We start from the raw sequence: 21321 nt of genomic DNA on the forward strand, positions 1-21321 counted from the left end.
CGGTTTTCGTTAGCCGATTCGATTAATGAATCGTGAGATTAACGTTTGACTGATTAGACGATCCTGAATCACCCGACCAGCTCATATCTTCGCTTGAGGTCAGCGTAAATTTCTTGCCGCCATACTCGATATCAACAATAACGCCAACGATGCCTTTGTCATCCATACCGCCCACATGGTTACCCCAGCAGTCTGAAACCAGCTTGGTTTGATCATGCATACCGCTGCCGCTGCTGGCGAAGCGAACTGTGCCGCTGTTGCCAGCGCTGGCGACTTCATGAGTCCAGGTGTAACTGCCGCCCCCATTGGTGCGCGTATAGTTATCAATATTCAGACGAATGTTATGCCCGAAAATGGTGGTTTCCGCTGGATACAGCGGCACGATATTGACGTTGAAATCCAGATACACGTCACGCTGCGTCCTGAGATAGGACGTGCGGCAGGTGTTATCATTATCTTTAACACCATCGGCAGCGATATAAACATCGTGCTTTAATACCGCCGTCGCCGACGCAATCACGTTTTTAATATCGACCACGCTGGTCTGCACCGTTTTTTCAGGCGTTGCCGCCGTGATACCACCATAGCCATAGCCATTTACGCTGATGGTTAACTTCTTACCCACCCAGCCGGACTTCGCTTTTAACGTCGTCTTACCCGAAGCGGTTTCTCCTTTCTGATATTCCTGCTGCATCAAGACAAAAGTGCCATCGGTAATTCTTACCGTCACTTTTTCAGGCAAGTAGTAAGGATCAACGTTCGAACTCCAGTCAATTTGCAGCTCATCGCTGGCAAAGTAAGGCTGCCAGTCACGGCTTGTCACATCAAACATTTTCCCTAATGACGATCCCTGGAGGCTGTTCACTTTCACCGCCGGAGCGCCATAGATATTCAGATCATAATCACCTTCCGATGATTCATAACGATCGTCACCCACGACCGCCAGCTTGATGCGCGCCGCACCCGGCGAGTACAGCTTAACGCTGCCATCGCGGTCAATTTTCAGTACCGCATCATCACTGGAGGTCAGTTGCACCTGTACGTCAGCCGGTAGTGGGACGATCGGCTGCTGTTGATAGGCCTGACGATCGTTTGCCATCTGATCCATATTGACCTTTTTCAAGGTATCGGCAAACGCGATGTCCAGCTTCGCTTTAGCAATCACCAGCACGTACTCGGCGCTAGAGGCGTTGTACTGGTCACTTTCCGGCGACTGCGCAATAAACTTAATGCTGCCCGACTTCAGAATGGCCACTTTGCCACTGCTGTTGATAGTTGCCACGCTGGCGTCTGAACTGCTGTACTGCACCGCCAACTCGTTGATATCAATATTGCTATTGCCGGATGACAGCGCCGGTAAGGTAAACCCGCCACCGTAAACGGTCTGGTGACTCCCCTGGCCAAACTGTAGCTGAGGCTGCGCCTTATCAACGACCAGGCGGTAGGTTGCCATCGCTGGGTTATATTGCGCATTGCCCGGCGTGTAGACCGTAATGCGGGTTTCACCCGATTTCAGCAACGTCACCACCCCTTTGTTATCAACCGATGCCACCGCAGAGTCGGCGCTTGACCATTGCTGCGACACCCCGCCAGGCATCCCTTTCACACTTTGCGAACCGGTGTAGTTTTTGGTGTACACCACGGTTTGCTCGGCGTTATCAAATCGCAGGTCTGGCGTCATCGCCCCCACGGTAATCTGCACCGTGGACCCCACTTTCTGCTTGTCTACCGTCGCGGTCAGGGTTACCTGCCCTTTGTCGGTTGAGGTTGCCGTGGCATGGTATGAGCCGTCTTTGTTGTCCACCATTGTCGAGACTTTAAAGCCCGGCAGCGCGGCTGCCCCGTCAATACTGATGCGTTTGCCGACAATCGCGTTGTCATAACGGTCTTTGAGCTGAACCGTCAGGGTCGCCGCTTCTTTACCATCCGCGCCAATCAGATGCTTATCCGCGCTAAACGATGATTTCGCGGGATCAACGGCTGCCGCCACCACAGTGACCGGCGCTGCCTGGGCATGATTTTTATCATCCAGATAGGCGGTCATCACCAGCGTCCCTGCGGTTTCGCTCAGAAGCGTGGTGGTGGCAACGCCGTGAGCGTCAGTGCGTGAAGTTGGCTCAAAGCTTTGCGCCACGCCGTTTAACTGCCACGAAACAACCGCGCCAGACAGTGGGTTGCCGTAGCTGTCGGCAACGGTCGCGGAGTAAACCACACCACTGCTGTCGCCTGCGGTCAGAGTACTTTTGTTGGCTTTAATCTCGGTGATATGCCAGCTATCGGCATCACCTTTAATGGTTAACGTTTTGGTATTCGTGAACGCAGTGCCATTCACCTGCACCGACAACACCGTGGTCACAACCTTATTGCCGCTAATTTTCATGCGGTAATAGCCCGGTTTTGCGCTGTCTTCAACGCTATTACCGGTCATTACAGAGGCGTCATCGCTGTGCGCACTCACGCTCTGTCCGGTCAGTAAGTTGCCGTTTTTATCCCGCAGGATTAGCGTCAACGTCGCGTCTTCTTTTCCGGCGACAATCACCGATGGCGACAATAGCAGCGTAGAGCGGCTTTCATCGGCGTTACCGGCACTGAACATGACATCCGGTGCGGCTACCGTGCCCGATGGCAAAATAGCATTCACTTTCGCCACGCCCACTTGCTGGCGAGTTAATGCGACCTGCGTCAAGCCAGTGCTGTCCGTATGGCTAACCTGCGAGGCCAGTTCGCTGCCCGCATTGGCGCTCCAGGTCACCGGAATGCCAGCCCCCAGAGGGTTGCCGTTTTTGTCCACCAGTTGCGCGGTATAGGTTACCGAGTCCCCGACGGTCGCCGTGGTCGGTGAGGCGACAATCTGCCCCAACACGCTGGCGGTATTGTTGTCAGCCGTAATCGCCAGGCTCGCAAACACCCTCACGTCAGAGCCTTTAACCCACACGCCGACCTGTGTAGAACCGGCTTTTTTGCCACTCAACTGCGTGGTGTAAACACCGCTCGAACTTTCCTGGAACGCGCTGTAGGTGATGGACAAGTCAGTATCAAATTGCAGTTTAATCTCACCGGCGAGACCCGACAGCAGGTTACCTTCGCCATCGCGCAGCGTGACTTGCGCCGTGGCGTGTTCGGCTTCTGCCACAATACTGCCCGGCGTAACCCGTATAGAGGATTTCGCCGATGAAATTGCCCCAGTGGTAAAGGTGGCGCTTTTATCGGCTTTCACCGGTTGCCCGCCGCCCAGAACGGCAGAGATATCCGCCCGGCCTGCCTGAGTACTGCTGAGCTTAATTTCTGCCATCCCGTTTTCATCCGTTTTACTCAACGGTGAAGACAGGGTTCCCAGCGTCGTCTGCCAGCCAACGGCTACGCCTTTCATCTGGCTGTTGCCATTTTTATCCTTCACCCTGGCGCGGATCGTGATTTCATCAATGCCATTGGCCTCCACCGTGTCTGTGCCATAAATCGACACGCTGTCGATCAACGCCGAGGTGTCGTTCGCGAGGAAGCCAAGCGCAACCTGTTTGTTAACCGAACCACTGGTCGCCTGGATATTCCACGTACCCTCTTTCGTCCCGCTGATCTGCGCCTGATAAAGGCCGCTGCCTTTTTCCGATGCCGTTAGCTGAATAGTGCTTTCGTTTGCGCTCCAGTTCACCGCCTGTGCGGATACGGGGTTGTTCCAGCGGTCGAGCAATTGTAATGACGCCACAGCCATCGCGACGCCATCGGCGGTGATCGACTGCGGGGCAATGGTTAAAACACTGTGCTGGTCGTCCGGTTGACCGGCGGTAAAGGTCACTTTTTTGCTATCGCTGTTGCCGTTGAACAACTGCGCAGTCACCGTGGTTTCCAGCGCTTGTGTGCTGGTCAGCGTGGTTTGCGCCTCGCCTTGAGCATTGGTGACAGACACCGTCGAGCCAACGGTATTGATGTCGCTACTCCACGCGATGCTGGTTCCATTCACCGGATTACCCTGGCCATCGCTCACGCGCGCCGTTACGGTTATGCCCGCGCTGCCCACTTCCGCCGTCGCCGCCGAGGTGCTCAGGCTAACGTTCGCACTCTGGCTATCGGCAACCGCTTTCAGCGGCAACGTTTGTTCCTGACCATTTTTCAAGCGCGCATGAACGGAGATATCCCCCGCGCGGCGGCTGGTTAGGATGGCCTGGAGATACCCCTGGCTGTCGGTGGACTGTTGTGCAGCGGTGATGGTGGTGTCGTTACCGGCACTGAACGCCACTTCGACATCTTTCAGCGGGTTGCCGTACTGATCCTGCACTTTGACATTGAGCATCGCGGCATCAGTGTCGTTGGCGGTGATCGTTTGGCGATCGCTGTAAAACTCGCTGATAACCCCTTTGGTGCTGTCGGCGACAAACGTTATCGGCGCGGCCTCTTTCGAGGAGCCGTGAGTAGAAGCCGTCGCAACGACCGCATAGGCGCGGGTACTGGTCATGCCGACATCAGCCTGCCCGGCATCGTTAGTGATGCTTTGTGCGTGGGTAAACTTCACTTCGCCACTGTCGCGGTCAGATTTCCAGTCCACCGCTATACCCGGTAATGGGTTGCCGTTCTGGTCGGTAACCAGCGCTTTATAAGCCACGACGCTTGCCCCATCGGCGAGGTATGGGCCAGAAGCCGCCGTCACAGACGTGACCTGAGCCGTTGAGGTGTTGCCGGTAAAGGTGGTTTCGCGTGTAGCGCTAGACGTATTCACCCTGGCGGTCACTTTCGACACGCCGGCCACAGTGCTAGTCAGAGTGGTGATGGCAAAACCTTGTTGGTCTGTTTTCACCGTTGATACCGCCACGGTTGCGCTGTTACCCGCAGAAATGCCCACATCAATGTTCGGAACCGGATTGTTGCTGGCATCGGTGACTAACACTTTCACCGTTTTTTGCGTGTGGCCATCAGCAACAGATTTTTCAGGCAAAACAGAGAGATTGCTGTCGGTTACCTGTGCGGTGTTGCCATCTGGCAAAAAGGTGACGGTGACATTTTTGCTGCTGTTACCGTTCACAGAGGCGGTGATCACTGCATCCCCAGCGGTCTGGCTGGTCAGCGGGATAATCGCCTCACCGTTCTCGTTCGTCGTTGCCGTTTGGTCAATCGTCGCCTGATTCGTTGCCGTCAGAGCGATACTCTGGTTAGGGACGCGGTTATTTTGCGCATCAATCACAACCACTTTGACGTTGTTATTTTTTTTGCCATCGGCAAGGGCGTTGTTGTCCACCACCTCAAAAGTATCAATCATCGATGTGGCGGTATTCGCCGTAATCTCAACCGTTGCCGACGACAACGGCATATTACGCGCGGAGGCAGTCACGGTGAACGATTCTGGCAATGTGCCTGCGGTCAGCGTCGCGATATATTCCCCCGGCGCGCGGCGGCTAAACGGAGCCAGCGTTGCCGCACCGACTCCACGGGTTTTAACCTGCTTTTGAATGCTGATTTCATCTTCCGCGATATCCACCGGTTTGCCGTTCTTATCAAGTACCTTCAGCACAAACGGCTGCTGCGATTGCCCATCGGCAGGCAGCGCGGCGCTTGCAGGGCTAATAGTGCTGCTGCCAGCACCAATCGCCGCCTGAGTCACCGTAATCTGGGTGGCGGTTTTTTGCGAGGTGTTGCCTTTCTTATCCACTGCGACGCCGCTTAGCGTATAAGTGTTGTTGCTACCCGGTTCAGTTTGCAAATCTGGAAGCACCACACTGTAGCTCGATGGGCTTTCCTGGACGATTTTGCCGCCCGCCGTCAGAAATGCTGGGGCAGACCAGTCGATACGATCGAGGCCATATTTGCTGTTGACCGAGACATCAAGTGATTTTTTCTCACCGGCATAACCCGCGATAAGCCCAGCGGCACGAAGGCGGATAACCTCCTTCTTACGGTATTCGAGAACGATATTATTGTTTCGATCCACCAGGTCATAACGGCTGCCCATCAAGCTGCGCATTGCAGCGACGCTGGCAGGGTTCAGTTGATCTTGCAACGACGTGCCCGGCTGGTAGTTAAATTGCAGACCAAAACGGGTATCGTGCTCGCCCGCTTTACCCTGGCGCTGCTCGGCGCTGAGCGTCATCAGCGGGAATGGCGTGTAGGTGACGCCTGCGGTGATCGCGTGCGGGTTGCTCTGGCGATTGTCTTTACCGAATAGCCCCACTTCGCGGCCATAATACTGCTCGTAGGTCAGTTTGCCGCCCAGTTGAGGCAAGCTCGGCAGCCATCCTTCGGCGCGAATATCCCAACCGTTAGCAGGCCGTTCTTCGTAATCTTCAACATCCGGCGAGTCTTTCCAGTTGGTTAACCGCAGATAGCTGTTAACACCCAGCTTTAAAAAATCTCGCCAGTATTCAATGCCGGTCCCCATTCGCGCATGATCGCGCGACAGGTCGTAATCCATAAACAGGTTGCCACCCAGCATCCAGTCATCGCTAAAGTGGCGCAACCCCAGCCCCAGGTTGGCCTGTGTACGATCATCAGTACGATGAATACTTCCCTGGGTAAAGAGCAGTTGCTCTTTTTGGTCATACAGCGGGACGAGCAAATCGAGCTGCGAGTTTTTAAGCGATAAATGTTCGTTCGCATCAATCTGCACTCGCGCAGTACCAAACTGGCTCAGCCAGCGCTGAATTTGCCCACTGGCTTCGCCGGTGGCAATGCCGCGCGCGGCGGAAGAAAACGCATCGCCGTTAGGGTTGTTATTAAAAAAAGATCCGGTGCGGTTCGCCAGGCTTGCGAGCTTACTCTCCTCGCTATTGTTTTCATCTGGGACGCTCTTTTTCGCTGACTTTTCCCAAACGACGGCGGGAAATGGCGACAGTGGGATATCTATCTCATCGCCAGACGTCAGGTTTTCAAACCCTTTGGCGAAGGTGCGAAACTGATTCAACTTCTTTAACGCGTTGACCGTCATATTATTGCGTTTAGCAACCGATGCGACCGTCTCCCCCTGCAATAACACGTAGGGTTTCGTTTTGATGAAGGGCGACTCTGAGTTTTTCTGCAAGAAGCGGGATTCACTGCCCGCGCCTGCCACAGAGGGGGTGAAAGCAACAGAAAGAGGGAATGCGAATTGCACGCCGATATTTATCCAGGCAAGCAATTTTAAACGCAAAGGAAAAGACCTCTTCGTTATAGTCATTGAAAAAGAACTCCGTTATATTGCGCCACAAAAACAGAGCAACCGCCGTGTTAACGGTGAGTTGGTATGTGTTTGATGATTGCTCTGCAGGGCAGATAGAGACTGATATTTGTCTGTAATTTATATTGATGCTTACGACATTATTATTTATATACTCTTGTATTAATTTGCTAGCTATATAGGCCAGACTTAATAAGGCTTTTAGTTAACCCCCTCCTTTTCGGTAAAATACTCTTTGATGTGGCATGGTCTGGCATAAAAGAAGCCCTGAAAGTTTTGTACGCCACAGCGTTGTAGCAGCGTTAACTGCCTCTGTGTTTCAACCCCCTCAACGACTAACTTAACGCCCAGTTTATTCGTGATGGTAACCATCGATTTTATGGCTTTTTCAAAATCGAGTTTCCCCTGGCTCATCGCGGCTAAAGATTTATCCAGCTTTAATAAGGAGAACTGCGGTTGTTTTATGTAGCGCAACGCTAGCGATTTATTGCCAAAATCATCGATAGCGAAAAAGACATTATGCTCTGAGAGCCGGTTCATGGATCTGCGGATGTTAACGTCCAAATGCACGCCATAGCCTTCAATCACCTCAAGAATGAGGTTTACGCCCGATGGCATCAACTGCTTAAACATCGCAACCTCGTTAACGAAATCATCGCAGACCAGTTGCTGTGGAATGATATTAAAGGTAAGAAACGATATACTACTATTTTTGATAGCTTGCATATGGGGGATAACCAATCTAAACAAACAAATGGTCACAGAATTGAACTCTTTTACCGTATTTAATTCCTTCAGAGCAGAAACGGGAGAGACATAGTGACACTGGTCATTATTTTCGCACCGATAGCGTAAAAGAACTTCCAACCCAATAGTCTGCTCCGAATAGGTATTCACAATCGGCTGAACAAATGCTGACAGACTTTTCTTTTTGTTTGCGTAATCCATGCTATCGCCATTAATTAGAGTGTTTATCGCAAAAATCGCCACTATCTCGATTTCTCAATAATCCCGTCCGAAATCAAAAAAATGAACAATAAAATCACCCTACATCATTATTATAAAATAAAATCCTGCCAGTTATTGTCTTTTCATTTTTTTATGCTGATATTCAATGTTGCACTCATGTTGTTAATTAACAAATAAATAACCATCATCAAAGTACGCTAAAAAATACTTTCCTATTCTTTGAATATGTGAGATTAAATATTTACAAGCCCGCTGATATATGATTTAAATCTAAATGAATACATCTTTGCTGCTTTTAAACCATGAAATACATAATTAATGATGAAGTGGTGTATGAGAGTGATGGACGAATTCTGTCACGCTTATCCCCACCCCATGAGAGTCTTTTTATATCGGAAACAACTGGGAGGCTGTTAATGCGTTTGCTTGAGGAGTCTCCCGGAAACGTACTTCAACGAGATGTTATTATCCATGACGTTTGGGATCGCTATGGATATACAGGAACGGGAAATAGCTTAAATCAGTACATTTCTTTACTCAGAAAGAACTTCGCTGCTTTAGGATTAAGCAATGTCATTGAAACCATTCCTAAAAAGGGTTTTGCGTTACATAACAGTTTGATCGTCAGCGCGCCTACCGATAATACTCAAACGCAGCCTGAAATCGACACTCAAAGTGTCCCATTAACCCTATTTTATGGGCACAAGAAAAACAGCTTGATTAAGTTGGCGCTGTATATTATCACCCCCGCAATGATTGTTGGCTGCTTTTCAATTTTTGTGTATTTGAAATTCACATCAAGCAATATGGATAGCGTAAAGCTGTATTACATCGGCAATATCAACAATTGTCGGCTGTATACCGTAACGCCCTTTTCGAGTGAATTTCAAAACAAAAGAATAGAAATTGCCAACGCCCTCAGCAGCCAAAAATCGCCCTGCATTGGTAATTCATTTTACATACTGGACATTGAAGACTTATACCTCTTCAGTGCCCAAGGTCGGGTATTCATCACTCGCTGCACCTTTGAGAAATACTCCACCGAAAAAATATCAGGATGTAAAGATGTGTATGTTAAGAAGTAACAAGTACAAAATTCTGCTTTTGATTGTCGGCCTCACTTTCGGTATCAGCATTCTCTATTTTAACTATTTCAGGAATCAGTACCTGAGAGTCAACTGTACCGCCAGCCAATACCGTATGGATTTAGTCGATGGTCAAGAGTTCAGAACCACCATCGTGATGATCCTGCACCCTGAAGGTGAAGGGGAAATAAACTACCTCGGCGCGTTTAACGACGCTGAAAAGCGCGAGTTCGCCGTTTCAAGAACCGTTCACTTCAACTATACGTTGCGCAATGACAACGAGCTGTTGATGAACTCCATGAGGGTGGTGAAAACCATCACCGATAACACCCCAGATGAGATGTTCAACCGTAAGGTGATGGATCTCTCGGCAAGCGAGCACCGGTTATTCGTAAGGAAAATATATAACGCTTATATGATTAGCACTCCCTACTCAGCCGTCGGCATCTGCGTAGAGTGAGGAAAGGGAAAATCGATGTAAAACCAGGGAATTATCATTTAACGATGGGGTTGAGCGGTGAACTTATCACCAGGCACCTGAAACAGTGATGGATATCATAACGCGGGATGCGGAGAGTAAATGGTGCGCCCTGCAGGATTCGAACCTGCGGCCCACGACTTAGAAGTTCCTAGAACTACTATCAAGTACAGCAACTTACCGCATCATCACTGCGCTCACACGTCACATGATGATAAAAGTTAGCAACCCATGATAATCAGTAGAAATGCCTGATTGTCCCGTATTGGTCCCAATCACCACAAAGCATTAGCGCAAGACGAATCACCACCTTCACCGGTTTTGAGTTGTTTTGCGCTAATTTTTTGCCCCATGGATGCCCCGTCAACTTCCCCTTACGTCAGATCCGGCCAGCAGCCTGCGCTTGCATACGACAGACCGCTGCCATCTCACATTAACTACCAGATGCCACCTTATTCCCCACCAGTGTTTCCAGGTCTGTGACTTTCTTCTGTAGCTCCTGAATGACGATAATCATATCCGCCATCACAGCACGGTCATTGACATTCAGAATGTTGAATGCGTTACCGTCCGCGTCTTTCGCGGTAGAGACAGATGATTCGAACACATACATCTCATCAACTTCACCCATCTGTTGCGCCAGAAAACCGCGCTGCGGGATGGTGCTTCCGTTATACATATATTCGCAGATGCCGATTGCTTCTACGCGTTTCCATGCGCCGATTTTGGCGGGGTGAAATTATATTTGATACGAACGTCAGACCCCTGAACCGCGAGAGCCCAAGGGGGAGAAGGTTTCCCCGTAGAAGCATTCATACTCCAGAATTTGTTATCAGAAAAAGCGCTAATATTGAATGTTAAAGCAACATAAGTACCTACTTTCTCCTGGATGAATATATCGCCAACTTCGCCCAGGGCATCACCATTAGCACCGCGTCCGTTAACACGCATTCTCAACACAGAGCTATTAATAAGCTGCCCTGATACCGGGCTGGCGGGTCCATCGGCAGCGACCACCATTGGCGATTTTATAGTTTGAGTCGCGCCCCATGTATTCGCTGTATTCAGAAGCGGAAGTTTTGCACCACTGGTCCCTATTTCAGTTGTGGCCGCTGATGTCAGCTTTAAGGCTTCCCTCGCCCCCGCTTCTGTCGTCGCCCCGGTTCCTCCGTGCGCAATATCTATTTTCTTATTATCAACATATCCCTTTGTCGCCGCGTCACCCTCACTCACAGGAGCCGCCGCCAGCGGTGTCGGGCCTGTAGGGCGAACATTCATCCAGGCTTTATCGCGGTCTTCCAGGTCGGACAGGTTTTTGCTTTTCGCCAGCGCCCAGGTCGGATTGTTCATGGCATCAATCATCTTGAGCCAGGATGGCCCTGTGTAGGTCGAGCCGTCTGCCATCTTAATGGTTACGTCACCGTTGACTTCCAGCAGTTGATACCAGTTATCGATTTCCAGAACTCGCTGGCGGATAGCGTAGGACGTATCCGCTGCCATTTGTCCGCTGATGCGGTTTAGCGTATCACGCGGCATCGCTGTCCATGCGCCGTCTGTTACCGACGGGCCGTTGTAGTTTCGGGCTAGAGTCAGTGCGGTATCGCTCTCGATAGATTTCACCGGAAGCGTATAGGTAACCCCGCCAGTGGTAATAACAATAAAATCACCTGCGGAGAGTTCAGTGGTGAATGCCGTTCCATCACCGGCCACCGCCGCTGTATTATTTTGAATGGAAATAGTTCCAGCAGACATTGCCTACTCCTGATTAATAAAAGTTCGGTATGACGGGGAGTTTTACGCCCGACACGCCCTCAGACTGAATATCGAAATTTTGGCGTGAAACTTGCCTGACAATCCTGCCAAATCCGGCCCTGACATTACCGCCGCTCATCATCAACCCTTTCATCCTGACGATGTTCCAGCTTGCTGAATTGGTGGCAGGTCGCACCGACCAGCCACAAGTGCCGAGCGGAACCATGCCGCCAGTGCCCTGCCAGCTGGTCGATGGGTAGAAAAAGCTCTGAATCACAAATGGTTTGCGGGTGGTTGAGAAAGTACACTGCCCTGCGGCGTTGAAATAATTAAGCCCGGTGCCAGGATATGGGGCAACATTCGCAAATATCGCGATACGCACCCAGATATTCCCGCTGGTTTCTTCGTAAATATTCTGGTCGAGAGTGCAATAAATGGTATTCCCCATTCTCGACAGCACTGCGTCGGGATTATCCCAGTATGCGAATACCATGCCGTCAACAGGTATATCCCATGCGCCGTTTATATTAACGTCGCCATACCACACACAGCTTCCAAGATTGGCATTTGTGGGTATTGCGGTGAAGTCAGTTGAATTTTCAATGAGCAGGCCTGAGTTGCCAGATTGATAGGCCGGGTGATAAACCAGACCTGACCGCCCCACAGATTGCGCCTGCGCGGGCGTCCACTGGTTGAACCGGAGGTAAGGCGTAAGCGCCCTGACTCCTGCGTTACACTGGTCAGGTAGGCAACCGTTGGGTACAAGTCCTGTCCGACTTCATAGGCGGCGACCGTTTCTACGGGGATATAGACCGATTCATAACCATTTCCCCATCCAGGTGTATCAACATATGAAACCTCATCGCCATCACCATAAAAGCCACCAGAAACCCCCGTACTAAATACCGGGGCACGAAGCCCCGCAGTAATAGCCATCGGTCGGCCATCATTTAAATCAATCAATAATCCTCTTGGCATCCCATTACCATTCCCCGAGCACAATACGCCCGCCGTTTGAAAGATTTACGGTCACACCATTACCATTCAGCACAACGGTATTATTCACACCGTTAAAACTGAATGCGCCGGATGATGCATAAAGAGCACCACGAAATGTGCCATTGTTAAATTCAGGTGAGCCGTCTTTTGGAATATTCCATCCTGTAGCGCCAGCAACATAATTATTCGAGCGAATGTAATTACCAATTTTTGCATTGGTAATTGAACCATCCTGAATGAAAGCACTATTGATGAAAACTTGCCCATTAAATACCAAAAATGCCGCCTGATAATTTCCGGGGTCACTACCAGAATAAATACCGAACTGGTCAGCAGCAAACACTGCCGTAGATTTATAACCGCCACTGCCATCTGGCTCAATGGACATCCCAAAGCCGGTGTTGTATTTAACATTATCTCTTATAATGCCGAGATTCAGGGTATACGAAGCTTTCGCTGTGCCGTCGCTATTCACTTCTGCCGTTAATTTCTCATTAACGGCTGCGGTCAATTCACCATCAGGCCCGATTTGCGCCTGTACGTAAGTAGACAGGTCTGCAAGTCCTTTCTCAGCCGTTGCCACCGTGGTTTTCACAACTATGATGTCTGCTTTAACCTCGCCGTATTGAGCCCACTGATGGTCAATCACTGCATTATTGGTCAATGCATTTTGCAGAATACCCTCAACGTTGGTGTCAACACCCTCTTGCAGATTTTTGAATGCATCAGAATCGCGAATGCCTTCATCAATCAGATCAATCATTCCCGGAATATCTGCCGAGGCCTGGCCGGAAGCCTCAACAAAATCGGATGTACCAAACGCATTGCGAGTACGAACATAGACATAATAGGTTTTATCAGCCTGCAATCCGTGCAGTGTCCATTGCGTTGACCTCCCAAGGAATTGAGCCTGGTCTTCAACATTCGATGGATTGGGGATTTGAGTCTCACCGGAATACCAAAACTCAAACGATGTGTCTGATGTGGCGGTTATCTTCATGACCGGGACAAGGTCTGCGGAGAACAGCCCCGGCGTCCAGACGACACTGGACGGCGCTGGCGGAGCACCAATTACCATACTGATTTGGGTCTCTGCACCCTTCATGCCGTTTTCGTTACGCCCACGGACACCAAGCGTGTAACTGCCAGCATTCATACCGTAAAACTCATACCTGAACTGATCCGTTTCGTATTGAGCGACAACCTTCCCATCATCCGTATAGACGTACAGTTCAAACGCCAGCTTTTTGGTCGTGGTTGCGGTTTCCCAGGTAGCAGTGGCCTGGACCGTCTCTGAGTTCGTGTTGATGATTCGCAGGTTTTCAATGTTCGGGACTCGATATCCGTTCAGCGTATCGTTCGGGACTTCGAATACGGCGCCCTCATCAACGACTGCCTGTTTGTTCGGGTCGTGTTGGGAAGCTGTGATACTGTAAGTAGAATTATTATCTGTTTCCGCAATGCTCAGAATGCGGAAAAGGCGCACAGACAGATTGCTGGTAGAGATCGCAAAAACGGTCCCGTCACGCACCCAAACTGGCGCACTCTTCAGTGTCACCACGCTCCCACTTACCCGGGATATTTCGTGCTTAATAAACTTACCATCGCTGCCCATTATCGACATTGTGTCGCCGTCAGAGATAAGGGTCGAGTCAACGGCATCAACGGTAATATCTGCCCCTGAATGCGACATGATACGCCCACCCATTCGTGCGCCAGCGTAATCATTGTCCATAATTTCGACAATATCACCCGGCGTGAAATGGATGGCATCACGCGCCATCTGAAATGATAAACGGCTACTTTCTCGTTTTGCTGTCTCCAGCAACCATTTACCTGCTCGCCAGGCCTGCCCACGAGACGTGCAACCGAACGCTTCAAGCGTGGTTTCGTTGTAGTTCCCGCGTGCGATCATTTCATCGTCAGATACGTACTCTTTAACCTGCTCCCAGCCGTTATCCGGGTCCGTCCACGAGACCACAACAGCGTTATATTTCTCTGAGCGTTTCACCGAACTGCGGCTGAATTTGCCATCAACTACACTGGCGTTGGTAATAGTCGCTATCGGATCTTGCGGTGCATCAAGCATGACTGTCAGGCGCATGCCATCCCAAAGCGCTACCCCACGAAACATTCCGGCGATCTTGTCCAGAATATCACGCGCGGTTTCCTGCCCTGTGATATAGGCATTCAGCGTCATGCGGGGTTCTTTACCACCATAACCATCATCCACAAGCTGGTCGCAATACTGGGACAGAACGTAGAGCGCACCGTCATCAACATCGATATACCCAGCCCTGCGAGCCAGTCCGAAGCGTTCATTCTTTGCCATTTCACGAAACAGCCAGGCCGGGTTGTTAGTCCAGGCCTTCTTGAATCCCCCCGTCCACAATCCACTGTATGTGCGCATAATTGGATCGTAGTTATCTGGCACATTCACGATTAATCCGCGCAGATGATAGGTACGGCTTGGCGTGTCGGTGTACTGGTCACGGTCTATGACCGCGCCGGCAATCGCTGAGAACGGATAGCTGAGATTGTCGTCGGTGATCTCGGTGTAGCTGTTCCATACCGTACCGTTAGTCAGCAAGTCACTGGTGCTGTCCGGAGTAATGCGGCGAACACGAATATCAAATGGTTTGGTATCAGGAGCATCGATAACATGCGCCTCGAGATACTCACCAGAGATCTTCCCGCTAATCGTGACCGTTTTGGCAATGGCCCACCCTGAGGCGCTGGTGCGTGTTTCCAGCACCATTGTTACGGATGTATTATTCTGGTTGCCTTTCGAGTCCTGAGAAACAAGGCTAGAAACCCCCACGTTAAAACGTACTCGCGTAACATCCTGGTCAGTTACAGTCCGCACCAGCGGGGTGTCAAAAGTGACTTCCGTATTAACGATCGCCGTTGCTTCTACCGCCGAAAAACCATTAATCGGAGCCTGTGTTTCGGAGCCTGGTCGCCACGCAACACTCACACCGTTAACACTCACATTGCCAACAGAATCCGTTACCGGCGTTTTGTTCAACATGAAAGAGGACAGATGAGCCTGGTCAACTGGCCCGTAGATTGGGCCTTCGCTGATGAGGTCTAGAACACGGTAAAACTGTTTTGATTTGAGGTTATCATCGAGGAGTTTTGGTGTTGATGCTTTACCACCGCCAGAAGACATAGTTGCCCCTTAACTAATTGATTCTGTCCAGTCCATGTTGTTGGACGTGTCGATACCAAGACTGATTACGTTGCTACCCACCTGCATTTCACCCAACAGAATTGGCACAGGGTTTCCCTGCCCAACACGGTTTTCCGCACTGGTGAACGAGTTATTCGTGATGGAGTTCGTTTCCGCAGCCTCAGCCGATGTTTTCATTTTCATGTTTCTGGCTGAATAGACTGAGTACGCCACGGACGCAGCGGCAAGACCGATAGCTATCCACCCGGCGATGCCAATCTCAATACCAGCACCTTCAACCACAGGAATAAAGGTCACTGTGGAGCCACTATTAAGGTGTCGGTCCATATGCCAGCACATGGCGTCGCCATCAATGTCATCGCCGCCAATGCGCAATTTCACCCTGGAATTGAGGAAAGTCTTTTTGAACTCATGATTCTGAGCAAGCAGCAGGCGCAGCCCCTGCGCAGGAGTGTCGACATTTAATTCGACTTTGCTGAAATATCTGCGTAGATGCCCTGCAAATTTAAAGATGAGCACTGTTCATGCCTCCATATTGAATGCATCTGTTTAACGTATGCGGGGCGCATGGGCTCTCTCCGGCTCAGATGTCCCGCGTGGTCATGATGAAGCACCATATTGTTATCAAGCAGAAGCATTGCGTGGCATGGGTCAGCGCCGGGGAATGGCTGCCTGATAATGACATCGCCCGGTTGTGCTTTGTCTGGTGATATCTGATGAAAGCCATTTACAGGCATATTCTTCAGGTACAGGTTCTCGCCGCGCAGCCACCATCCGCTAGTTCGTTCGAAATCAGGCAGATCAACACCGCACAGGTGATACGCATCCCGGAAAACGGTGTAGCAGTCCATGACGCCATGCTCATACTTTCGGCCCAGCAGGAAAGGAACCGGCCTGAATTTCAGTATTTCCCCGCCACATGCCAGCCACCACGGCAATCCGGAAACCACCTGAGCACGGCGGTCTGCGCCCGATAAAGCGGGGAAGTCCATCGGGTGAGAGTGGAAAACCGCCGTCACCTCGCCCTGCTCCTCTGCTTTCAACCAGTCGCTATCACTGATGCGAAAGTGTTTGTCAGGCTCAGGGTGAGCATTAGAACATCGGTACACGCGCTCATCATCGATAATCAACGCACACACTTCATCCTGCGACGAGGCCGCATAGTCGAGTAATTCTTGCATCAGGAAACCTTCTGAGAGCCGGGGAAGCTGCTGATTGGCATGGGTTCTGGACGTGGATAACGGAAGCGGCAACCACTGCGTCGGTGAGAGCATTTATCTTTCGATAAATCCGTTGTCGGATTGTCGCGCTCATCAGCAACAGCCGGGCCATCGTACCCGCACCCGACGCCGCGATACTGCCACTGGCACACATCGGCAAGGATAGTTCGTGCCGGAATGATGGCGTTATCACAATCTATGGGCGTCGCCAGGGTGTAGGAAACCTGCTCAGACGTTTCCTCTGTCAACTCCTCTACAACGTAACGTGAAACAGCCTCTTGCGTCGGATCCGCATCTGCATTTCCATTTGGGAAGTTAATCTCGTCCAGGTATTTCACTGGAACCTGGCGCCGGGTGATCACCACTCCAAGCATGTCATCGTAATCGTGGTTAATGCCAGTAAGTAACCCTGTGACATTCGCGACGGTCATAGTCGGCCGCGCATAGGTTCCTTCGTTCTTCATCTCGAAGCCTTCGACAGCTATCGGATAAGCCTGGTACTGATTGCCTTTCCAGATAACGTTGCCGTAGTAGCCGTTGGTACCGGAGTGAAAACGGATGAGGTCCCCGCCGTATGGCTGCAGGTCAGCCTCGAACAGATCAATAAATGCACCAACACCAGCATCGGTGCTTTCGATAATCAGTGCTGCTGGTATATCGCGCACGGAAAACTCCCATAAAAAAAGCCACCCAATGGTGGCTACTGTTTGAATATCAGGATGTTGCTAACAGATAACCCTGGTTAATGTGTGAGTTCAGCCCGTCAGTGGTGGGACACTGGCGCATATGGCAAAGGAGGGATGGCTGATTACCTCTATAAAAAGGATGAATTATGTCTAATCACAATATTGATATTAAGATTAAAACAGATGCTAATAATTTAGAGGAAGTTAATCAGGAATTAACTCGGTTAAAGTTCGTTGTCGGAGTTCTGCTTGCAAAATTCCCACCGCTCCAGCGTGATGAATTTATCAAAGACTTGGAACGGTTTGGACTGACAGATGAAGCGGCAATTTATTCAAATTTCAACCCAAAATCTGAATAAACCATTCAAATGTAAACTTAAGGATTCAAGTCACATTGACGACACCCTTGAAACATTTCGCGGTCTGATTCTGGGCCGCTTTAACAATCCGCGAGACAACATTTTCAGCGTGTTTTTTCGCTCGCTGACTATACCCTTCCAGCGTAAATTCCGGCGCTAATTCCTCACTGTATGGAATATTAGCCAAAACTTCTGAACCAGTTTCCACGGACACATTGCTGCCAATGCGCTGTATGAATTTCATGGCTAAGTCTTTATTCATAGTAAAACCTGATCCATTCTTTTCTGGAAATTCCACCTTGAACTCCAGCGCTTCTACTCGTTGTTCTAAAGTCATAATCGTTCCCCTTATCGTGGCACTTGTTCAAACGTGGCCGTGAGTTCATGCAGCGGCCCGGTCTTCGTTAAACTCCAGGAGCGGCAGACAAATAGCGCCTGCACTCCGGTATCAGATGGCGTCCAGTAGAACGCCTCAACAGCCATTCTTGCTGTGAGAAAGGTGTTTGCCTCCTTCGCTGCATTCGGCTTGCTACAGGCGCTGTCCTCTGCCCCCTTGAACGTCAGCGAGTACTTGGCCATCAGTGGGTTGATACCCTTCGTTTGGCGCTGCTCATAACCATCACCGAGCTTAACGACGGCGACATTAGGCGTGCGCTCTACCGAGTAGCCCTTTTGTGGTGTCCATGTGAATGTTTCTGGCATATGATGTTTCTCGCCATTAAATTTTAAGATAAGGATTTTCTTCAATGCCAAAAATGACTTATGAACAAAAACAGATTGTTGCCTTAAGAACAGCGGTACAAATGATCGCCTCTGTTCTAAATGATACTCAGAAAAAATCTCTGAGAATCATGCTGGACGCTCCTAAAGAGACTATGGATGGCGTCGTGCTGGATGAATTTATTGAGGACGCTCAAGAGGTCATGGCTATCGCACGTGACATCGTAAAACTGGACTAACTCCGAGGCGGCAATGCCGCCTTACTTTCTATTCAAAATCCCATTAGGCCTTCTTTGGTCAATCATCATTTTCAGCATGTCGTTGTTCCACACCTTCCGAAGTCGAGCTATTTCCTCGTCCCCCACACCACCAGTGGTATTGATGACTAGGTTCATTACAGGGTTGAATGAAGCTCCTCCATTTCCGCCGCCCTGCATATCCTTATTGCTAATCACCCGCCCGTTGTCACCCGGTATCATGTACTGACTGCCATTGTTGGCCTTGAAGATTTCAGGCTTACCCCTCTCTCCCACGCGATACATGGAATTAGCTGATACCGGACCTCCGTGTTCACGGCCTCCCCCATAAGATACCCCGCCTATTGAAGAAATTAATTGACCGCCCGCAGCAGCAACCTGAGCCATGGCGGCCATATTCCACGGGAATGGACCAGACGCCATTGCGTTTGAGATTGCCAGTTGAAGATTTAACCCAGCTTGGGCAACTGCGAATCCTTTGCTTACAGCGAAAAGTGCTTTATAGGCGGTGCTGCTTTCTCCAGCTGACTTGGCAACAATATCTGCTAGCCCACTAAACCCTTCGCCAATTCCTCCAAGAAGCATATTCATGCTGTCAAATTGCCGTTGATTCTCATCCTTGAGTATTTGCTCTCGATCCAGCGAGGCTTTTCTGGCAATAGCCGTTTTAGCATCTTCATACTGCTGAGCGGTAACCGCCCCCATTTGCTGATACTTCTCTAAAGCTTCTAACTTTCTCTGTTCATCAGCAGCAATCTGGGCCGTTGGATCTTCTACGGTGCCGCTGTAGGGGTCTCGGGTGGTATTGGCGGCAGCCACCTCCTGATTCACGAAGCGGGTTGCCTGCTCTGCTTGCTGTCTCGCCTTAAGTGCATTGGCCTGATCCCATATTTTGGCGGCATATTCACCAGCCTGTCTTATTTGATCATCCGTGGCTGCTTTGCCCAGAGACTGCTGTGCTTGCAGGACAGCCTGTGATCTCGACAGCTCTTGAGTAGAATCAGCGGTCAGCTCAGATTTTTGCCGTAGAGCCTCCAGCTTGTCAGTTACAGCCTGTTGCTCTGATTCGAGCTTTTTGGCTGTATTAGCAGCAGGTTTGTTGGCTTTTACTTGGGCGTCAGCTATTTTCTGACTCAAAACTGCATCAGCTTTTGCGTAAGTATCCTTATCCAATAGCTTTTTGTCGTAGTTGGTCTTTAACTGAGTTCGCTGAGTTTGTAGCTTCTCTATCTCTGATTGTCCTGCACTAATGATTGACTGTGCTGAGCTCGTGGCTGACTTTGCGGCCAAATTTTTAATATAATCTGGTGATTCTTTGCCTGTGGATTGGCCTGATGTAACTGCCTCAACTTCCTTAGCTGTTTGCTTGGTAAGGTTGAGAATTCGCTGCTCACCCTTCAGACGGTCAACAGTTGCCTGAGCTAGATCTACAGCATTTTTAACACCCGATTTTCTCGCTAGGTTAAGGGAGTTTTCAGCGATTTTAAGATTGTCTGCATTCTTAATTAACTTTTGTTCTATTTGATCGCCCGCTGATGCATTGCCGGTAACGAGATTAATTGTTAGCGCTGCACCATCAAGTAATTTGGCGAAGTATTTTGTCGCTCCGATTTTTTGGTCGACTTGCGCAGCAGCCATTCCAAGGCTGTTAACCAAGGCGTTGCTCGCCTGAGCAATTGTTCTTGGCATGTCTTCAAATTTAGAATTAACCTCATCGGTCTGACGATAAATAGCCTCAAGAACGGAGCCAATATCCAACTTTCCAGCAAGCATTAATTGTCTGAGTTGATCAAATGGTATGCCCATTCCATCCGCAATTTGACGTCCCAACTCGGGCATCTGTTCAATGATTGAATTGAACTCTTCAGCCTGAATGCGCCCAGATGCCATGGATTGCATAAACTGGCGTAAAGCATTATTCATTTCCTCCTGAGATGAGCCGCCAATTGTACCGATCTTTTGAAGTGTACTGACAAGCCTTTGTACGTCACCTGATGTTGCACCGACGCTTTTCAACGTCGCGCTCATTTGTGTGAATAAATTTACAGTCTCTTTCAGGTCCGAGCCGTTACGCGCAGATATAGCCAATAATGCCCTGAAATTTGCCTCGCCCTCTGCTGCACTTTTGGATGCCATTGTCACACGAGTAGATAGCAGCTCGAATTGCTGAGCCGTCTCCACAATTTTCATGGCGGCTTGGACAGTAATATAGGCCTTGACGGCAGATGCAAGACTGGTAAATCCCCCACCCAGACTATCGGTTCTTTTCTCCAGCCTATCCAGACTACCGCCAGCCTTGTCCGCTGCTCCATTCATTTTGTCTAATCGCGCATTAACATCACGCTGAGAATCGATTAACTTTTTAACTTCGAGTTCTACTTCATAGACGATGTTTCCCAACTGCTTATCGCTCGCCATTGATTTCTCCAGACATTAAAAAACCCGCACATGGCGGGTTGTTTACA

Annotated in this window: 15 protein-coding genes and 1 pseudogene; 4 read left to right on the plus strand and 12 right to left on the minus strand. The window is 50.0% G+C overall.

All coding sequences use genetic code 11. The features are described from left to right. Positions 1–22 precede the first annotated feature (22 nt). Together AC6I4B_RS16740 and AC6I4B_RS16745 are read right to left on the minus strand one after the other, a co-directional pair. Positions 23–7075, minus strand: a complete 7053-nt coding sequence (locus AC6I4B_RS16740; protein WP_497766786.1) for an Ig-like domain-containing protein — start codon at positions 7073–7075, stop codon at positions 23–25. Between the two features lie 264 nt (positions 7076–7339). Then, positions 7340–8086, minus strand: a complete 747-nt coding sequence (locus AC6I4B_RS16745) for an EAL domain-containing protein (RefSeq protein WP_497766787.1) — start codon at positions 8084–8086, stop codon at positions 7340–7342. A 323-nt stretch (positions 8087–8409) separates the two neighbouring features. On the opposite strand from AC6I4B_RS16745, the gene AC6I4B_RS16750 reads away from it, so the two are divergent. Both AC6I4B_RS16750 and AC6I4B_RS16755 read left to right on the plus strand, forming a co-directional pair. Then, positions 8410–9192: a winged helix-turn-helix domain-containing protein gene (locus AC6I4B_RS16750; RefSeq protein WP_497766789.1), complete on the plus strand. Its 783-nt coding sequence runs from the start codon at positions 8410–8412 to the stop codon at positions 9190–9192. Further along, a complete protein-coding gene (locus tag AC6I4B_RS16755; protein WP_497766790.1) occupies positions 9179–9652 on the plus strand; it encodes a FidL-like protein in 474 nt (157 codons plus the stop codon). The genes AC6I4B_RS16750 and AC6I4B_RS16755 overlap by 14 nt, the downstream gene beginning before the upstream one ends. Positions 9653–10103: 451 nt before the next feature. On the opposite strand, the gene AC6I4B_RS16760 is transcribed toward AC6I4B_RS16755, so the two are convergent. From AC6I4B_RS16760 to AC6I4B_RS16790, 7 genes and pseudogenes are all read right to left on the minus strand, one after another. Beyond that, positions 10104–10349 carry a basic helix-loop-helix domain-containing protein gene (locus AC6I4B_RS16760; protein ID WP_497766791.1) on the minus strand — a complete coding sequence of 82 codons (246 nt, stop codon included), beginning with the start codon at positions 10347–10349 and terminating at the stop codon, positions 10104–10106. A 23-nt stretch (positions 10350–10372) separates the two neighbouring features. Further along, positions 10373–11422: a hypothetical protein gene (locus AC6I4B_RS16765; protein ID WP_497766792.1), complete on the minus strand. Its 1050-nt coding sequence runs from the start codon at positions 11420–11422 to the stop codon at positions 10373–10375. Between the two features lie 13 nt (positions 11423–11435). Continuing rightward, positions 11436–12400, minus strand: a pseudogene (locus AC6I4B_RS16770) (DUF6453 family protein). A 4-nt stretch (positions 12401–12404) separates the two neighbouring features. Next, complete coding sequence (locus tag AC6I4B_RS16775) at positions 12405–15593, minus strand: TipJ family phage tail tip protein (protein ID WP_497766794.1); 3189 nt, start codon at positions 15591–15593, stop codon at positions 12405–12407. A gap of 9 nt (positions 15594–15602) precedes the next feature. Next, entirely contained in the window at positions 15603–16133 is a 531-nt protein-coding gene (locus AC6I4B_RS16780) for a tail assembly protein (protein WP_497766796.1), read from the minus strand. After that, on the minus strand, positions 16076–16795 hold the full coding sequence (locus AC6I4B_RS16785) for a C40 family peptidase (protein ID WP_497766798.1): 720 nt from the start codon (positions 16793–16795) through the stop codon (positions 16076–16078). Before AC6I4B_RS16785 ends, AC6I4B_RS16780 begins: the two co-directional genes overlap by 58 nt. Then, positions 16795–17499, minus strand: coding sequence for a phage minor tail protein L (locus AC6I4B_RS16790; protein ID WP_497766799.1), 705 nt, complete (start codon positions 17497–17499; stop codon positions 16795–16797). The genes AC6I4B_RS16785 and AC6I4B_RS16790 overlap by 1 nt, the downstream gene beginning before the upstream one ends. A 167-nt stretch (positions 17500–17666) precedes the next feature. On the opposite strand from AC6I4B_RS16790, the gene AC6I4B_RS16795 reads away from it, so the two are divergent. Then, a complete protein-coding gene (locus AC6I4B_RS16795; protein ID WP_497766801.1) occupies positions 17667–17879 on the plus strand; it encodes a hypothetical protein in 213 nt (70 codons plus the stop codon). A gap of 25 nt (positions 17880–17904) precedes the next feature. Here the strand turns inward: AC6I4B_RS16795 and AC6I4B_RS16800 are convergent, their stop codons facing one another. Both AC6I4B_RS16800 and AC6I4B_RS16805 read right to left on the minus strand, forming a co-directional pair. After that, positions 17905–18216, minus strand: coding sequence for a hypothetical protein (locus AC6I4B_RS16800; protein ID WP_497766802.1), 312 nt, complete (start codon positions 18214–18216; stop codon positions 17905–17907). A gap of 11 nt (positions 18217–18227) precedes the next feature. Beyond that, the gene (locus AC6I4B_RS16805) at positions 18228–18581 is read right to left on the minus strand and encodes a phage tail protein (protein ID WP_497772209.1); all 354 of its coding nucleotides are present in this window, start codon (positions 18579–18581) and stop codon (positions 18228–18230) included. A gap of 44 nt (positions 18582–18625) precedes the next feature. On the opposite strand from AC6I4B_RS16805, the gene AC6I4B_RS16810 reads away from it, so the two are divergent. After that, positions 18626–18838, plus strand: coding sequence for a hypothetical protein (locus AC6I4B_RS16810; protein WP_497766804.1), 213 nt, complete (start codon positions 18626–18628; stop codon positions 18836–18838). Positions 18839–18859: 21 nt separating this feature from the next. Here AC6I4B_RS16810 and AC6I4B_RS16815 read toward each other — a convergent pair whose 3' ends face one another. Continuing rightward, positions 18860–21274, minus strand: coding sequence for a tape measure protein (locus tag AC6I4B_RS16815; protein ID WP_497766805.1), 2415 nt, complete (start codon positions 21272–21274; stop codon positions 18860–18862). Between the last annotated feature and the right edge of the window lie 47 nt (positions 21275–21321).

It is taken from the genome of Kluyvera fluvialis, from assembly GCF_059725275.1.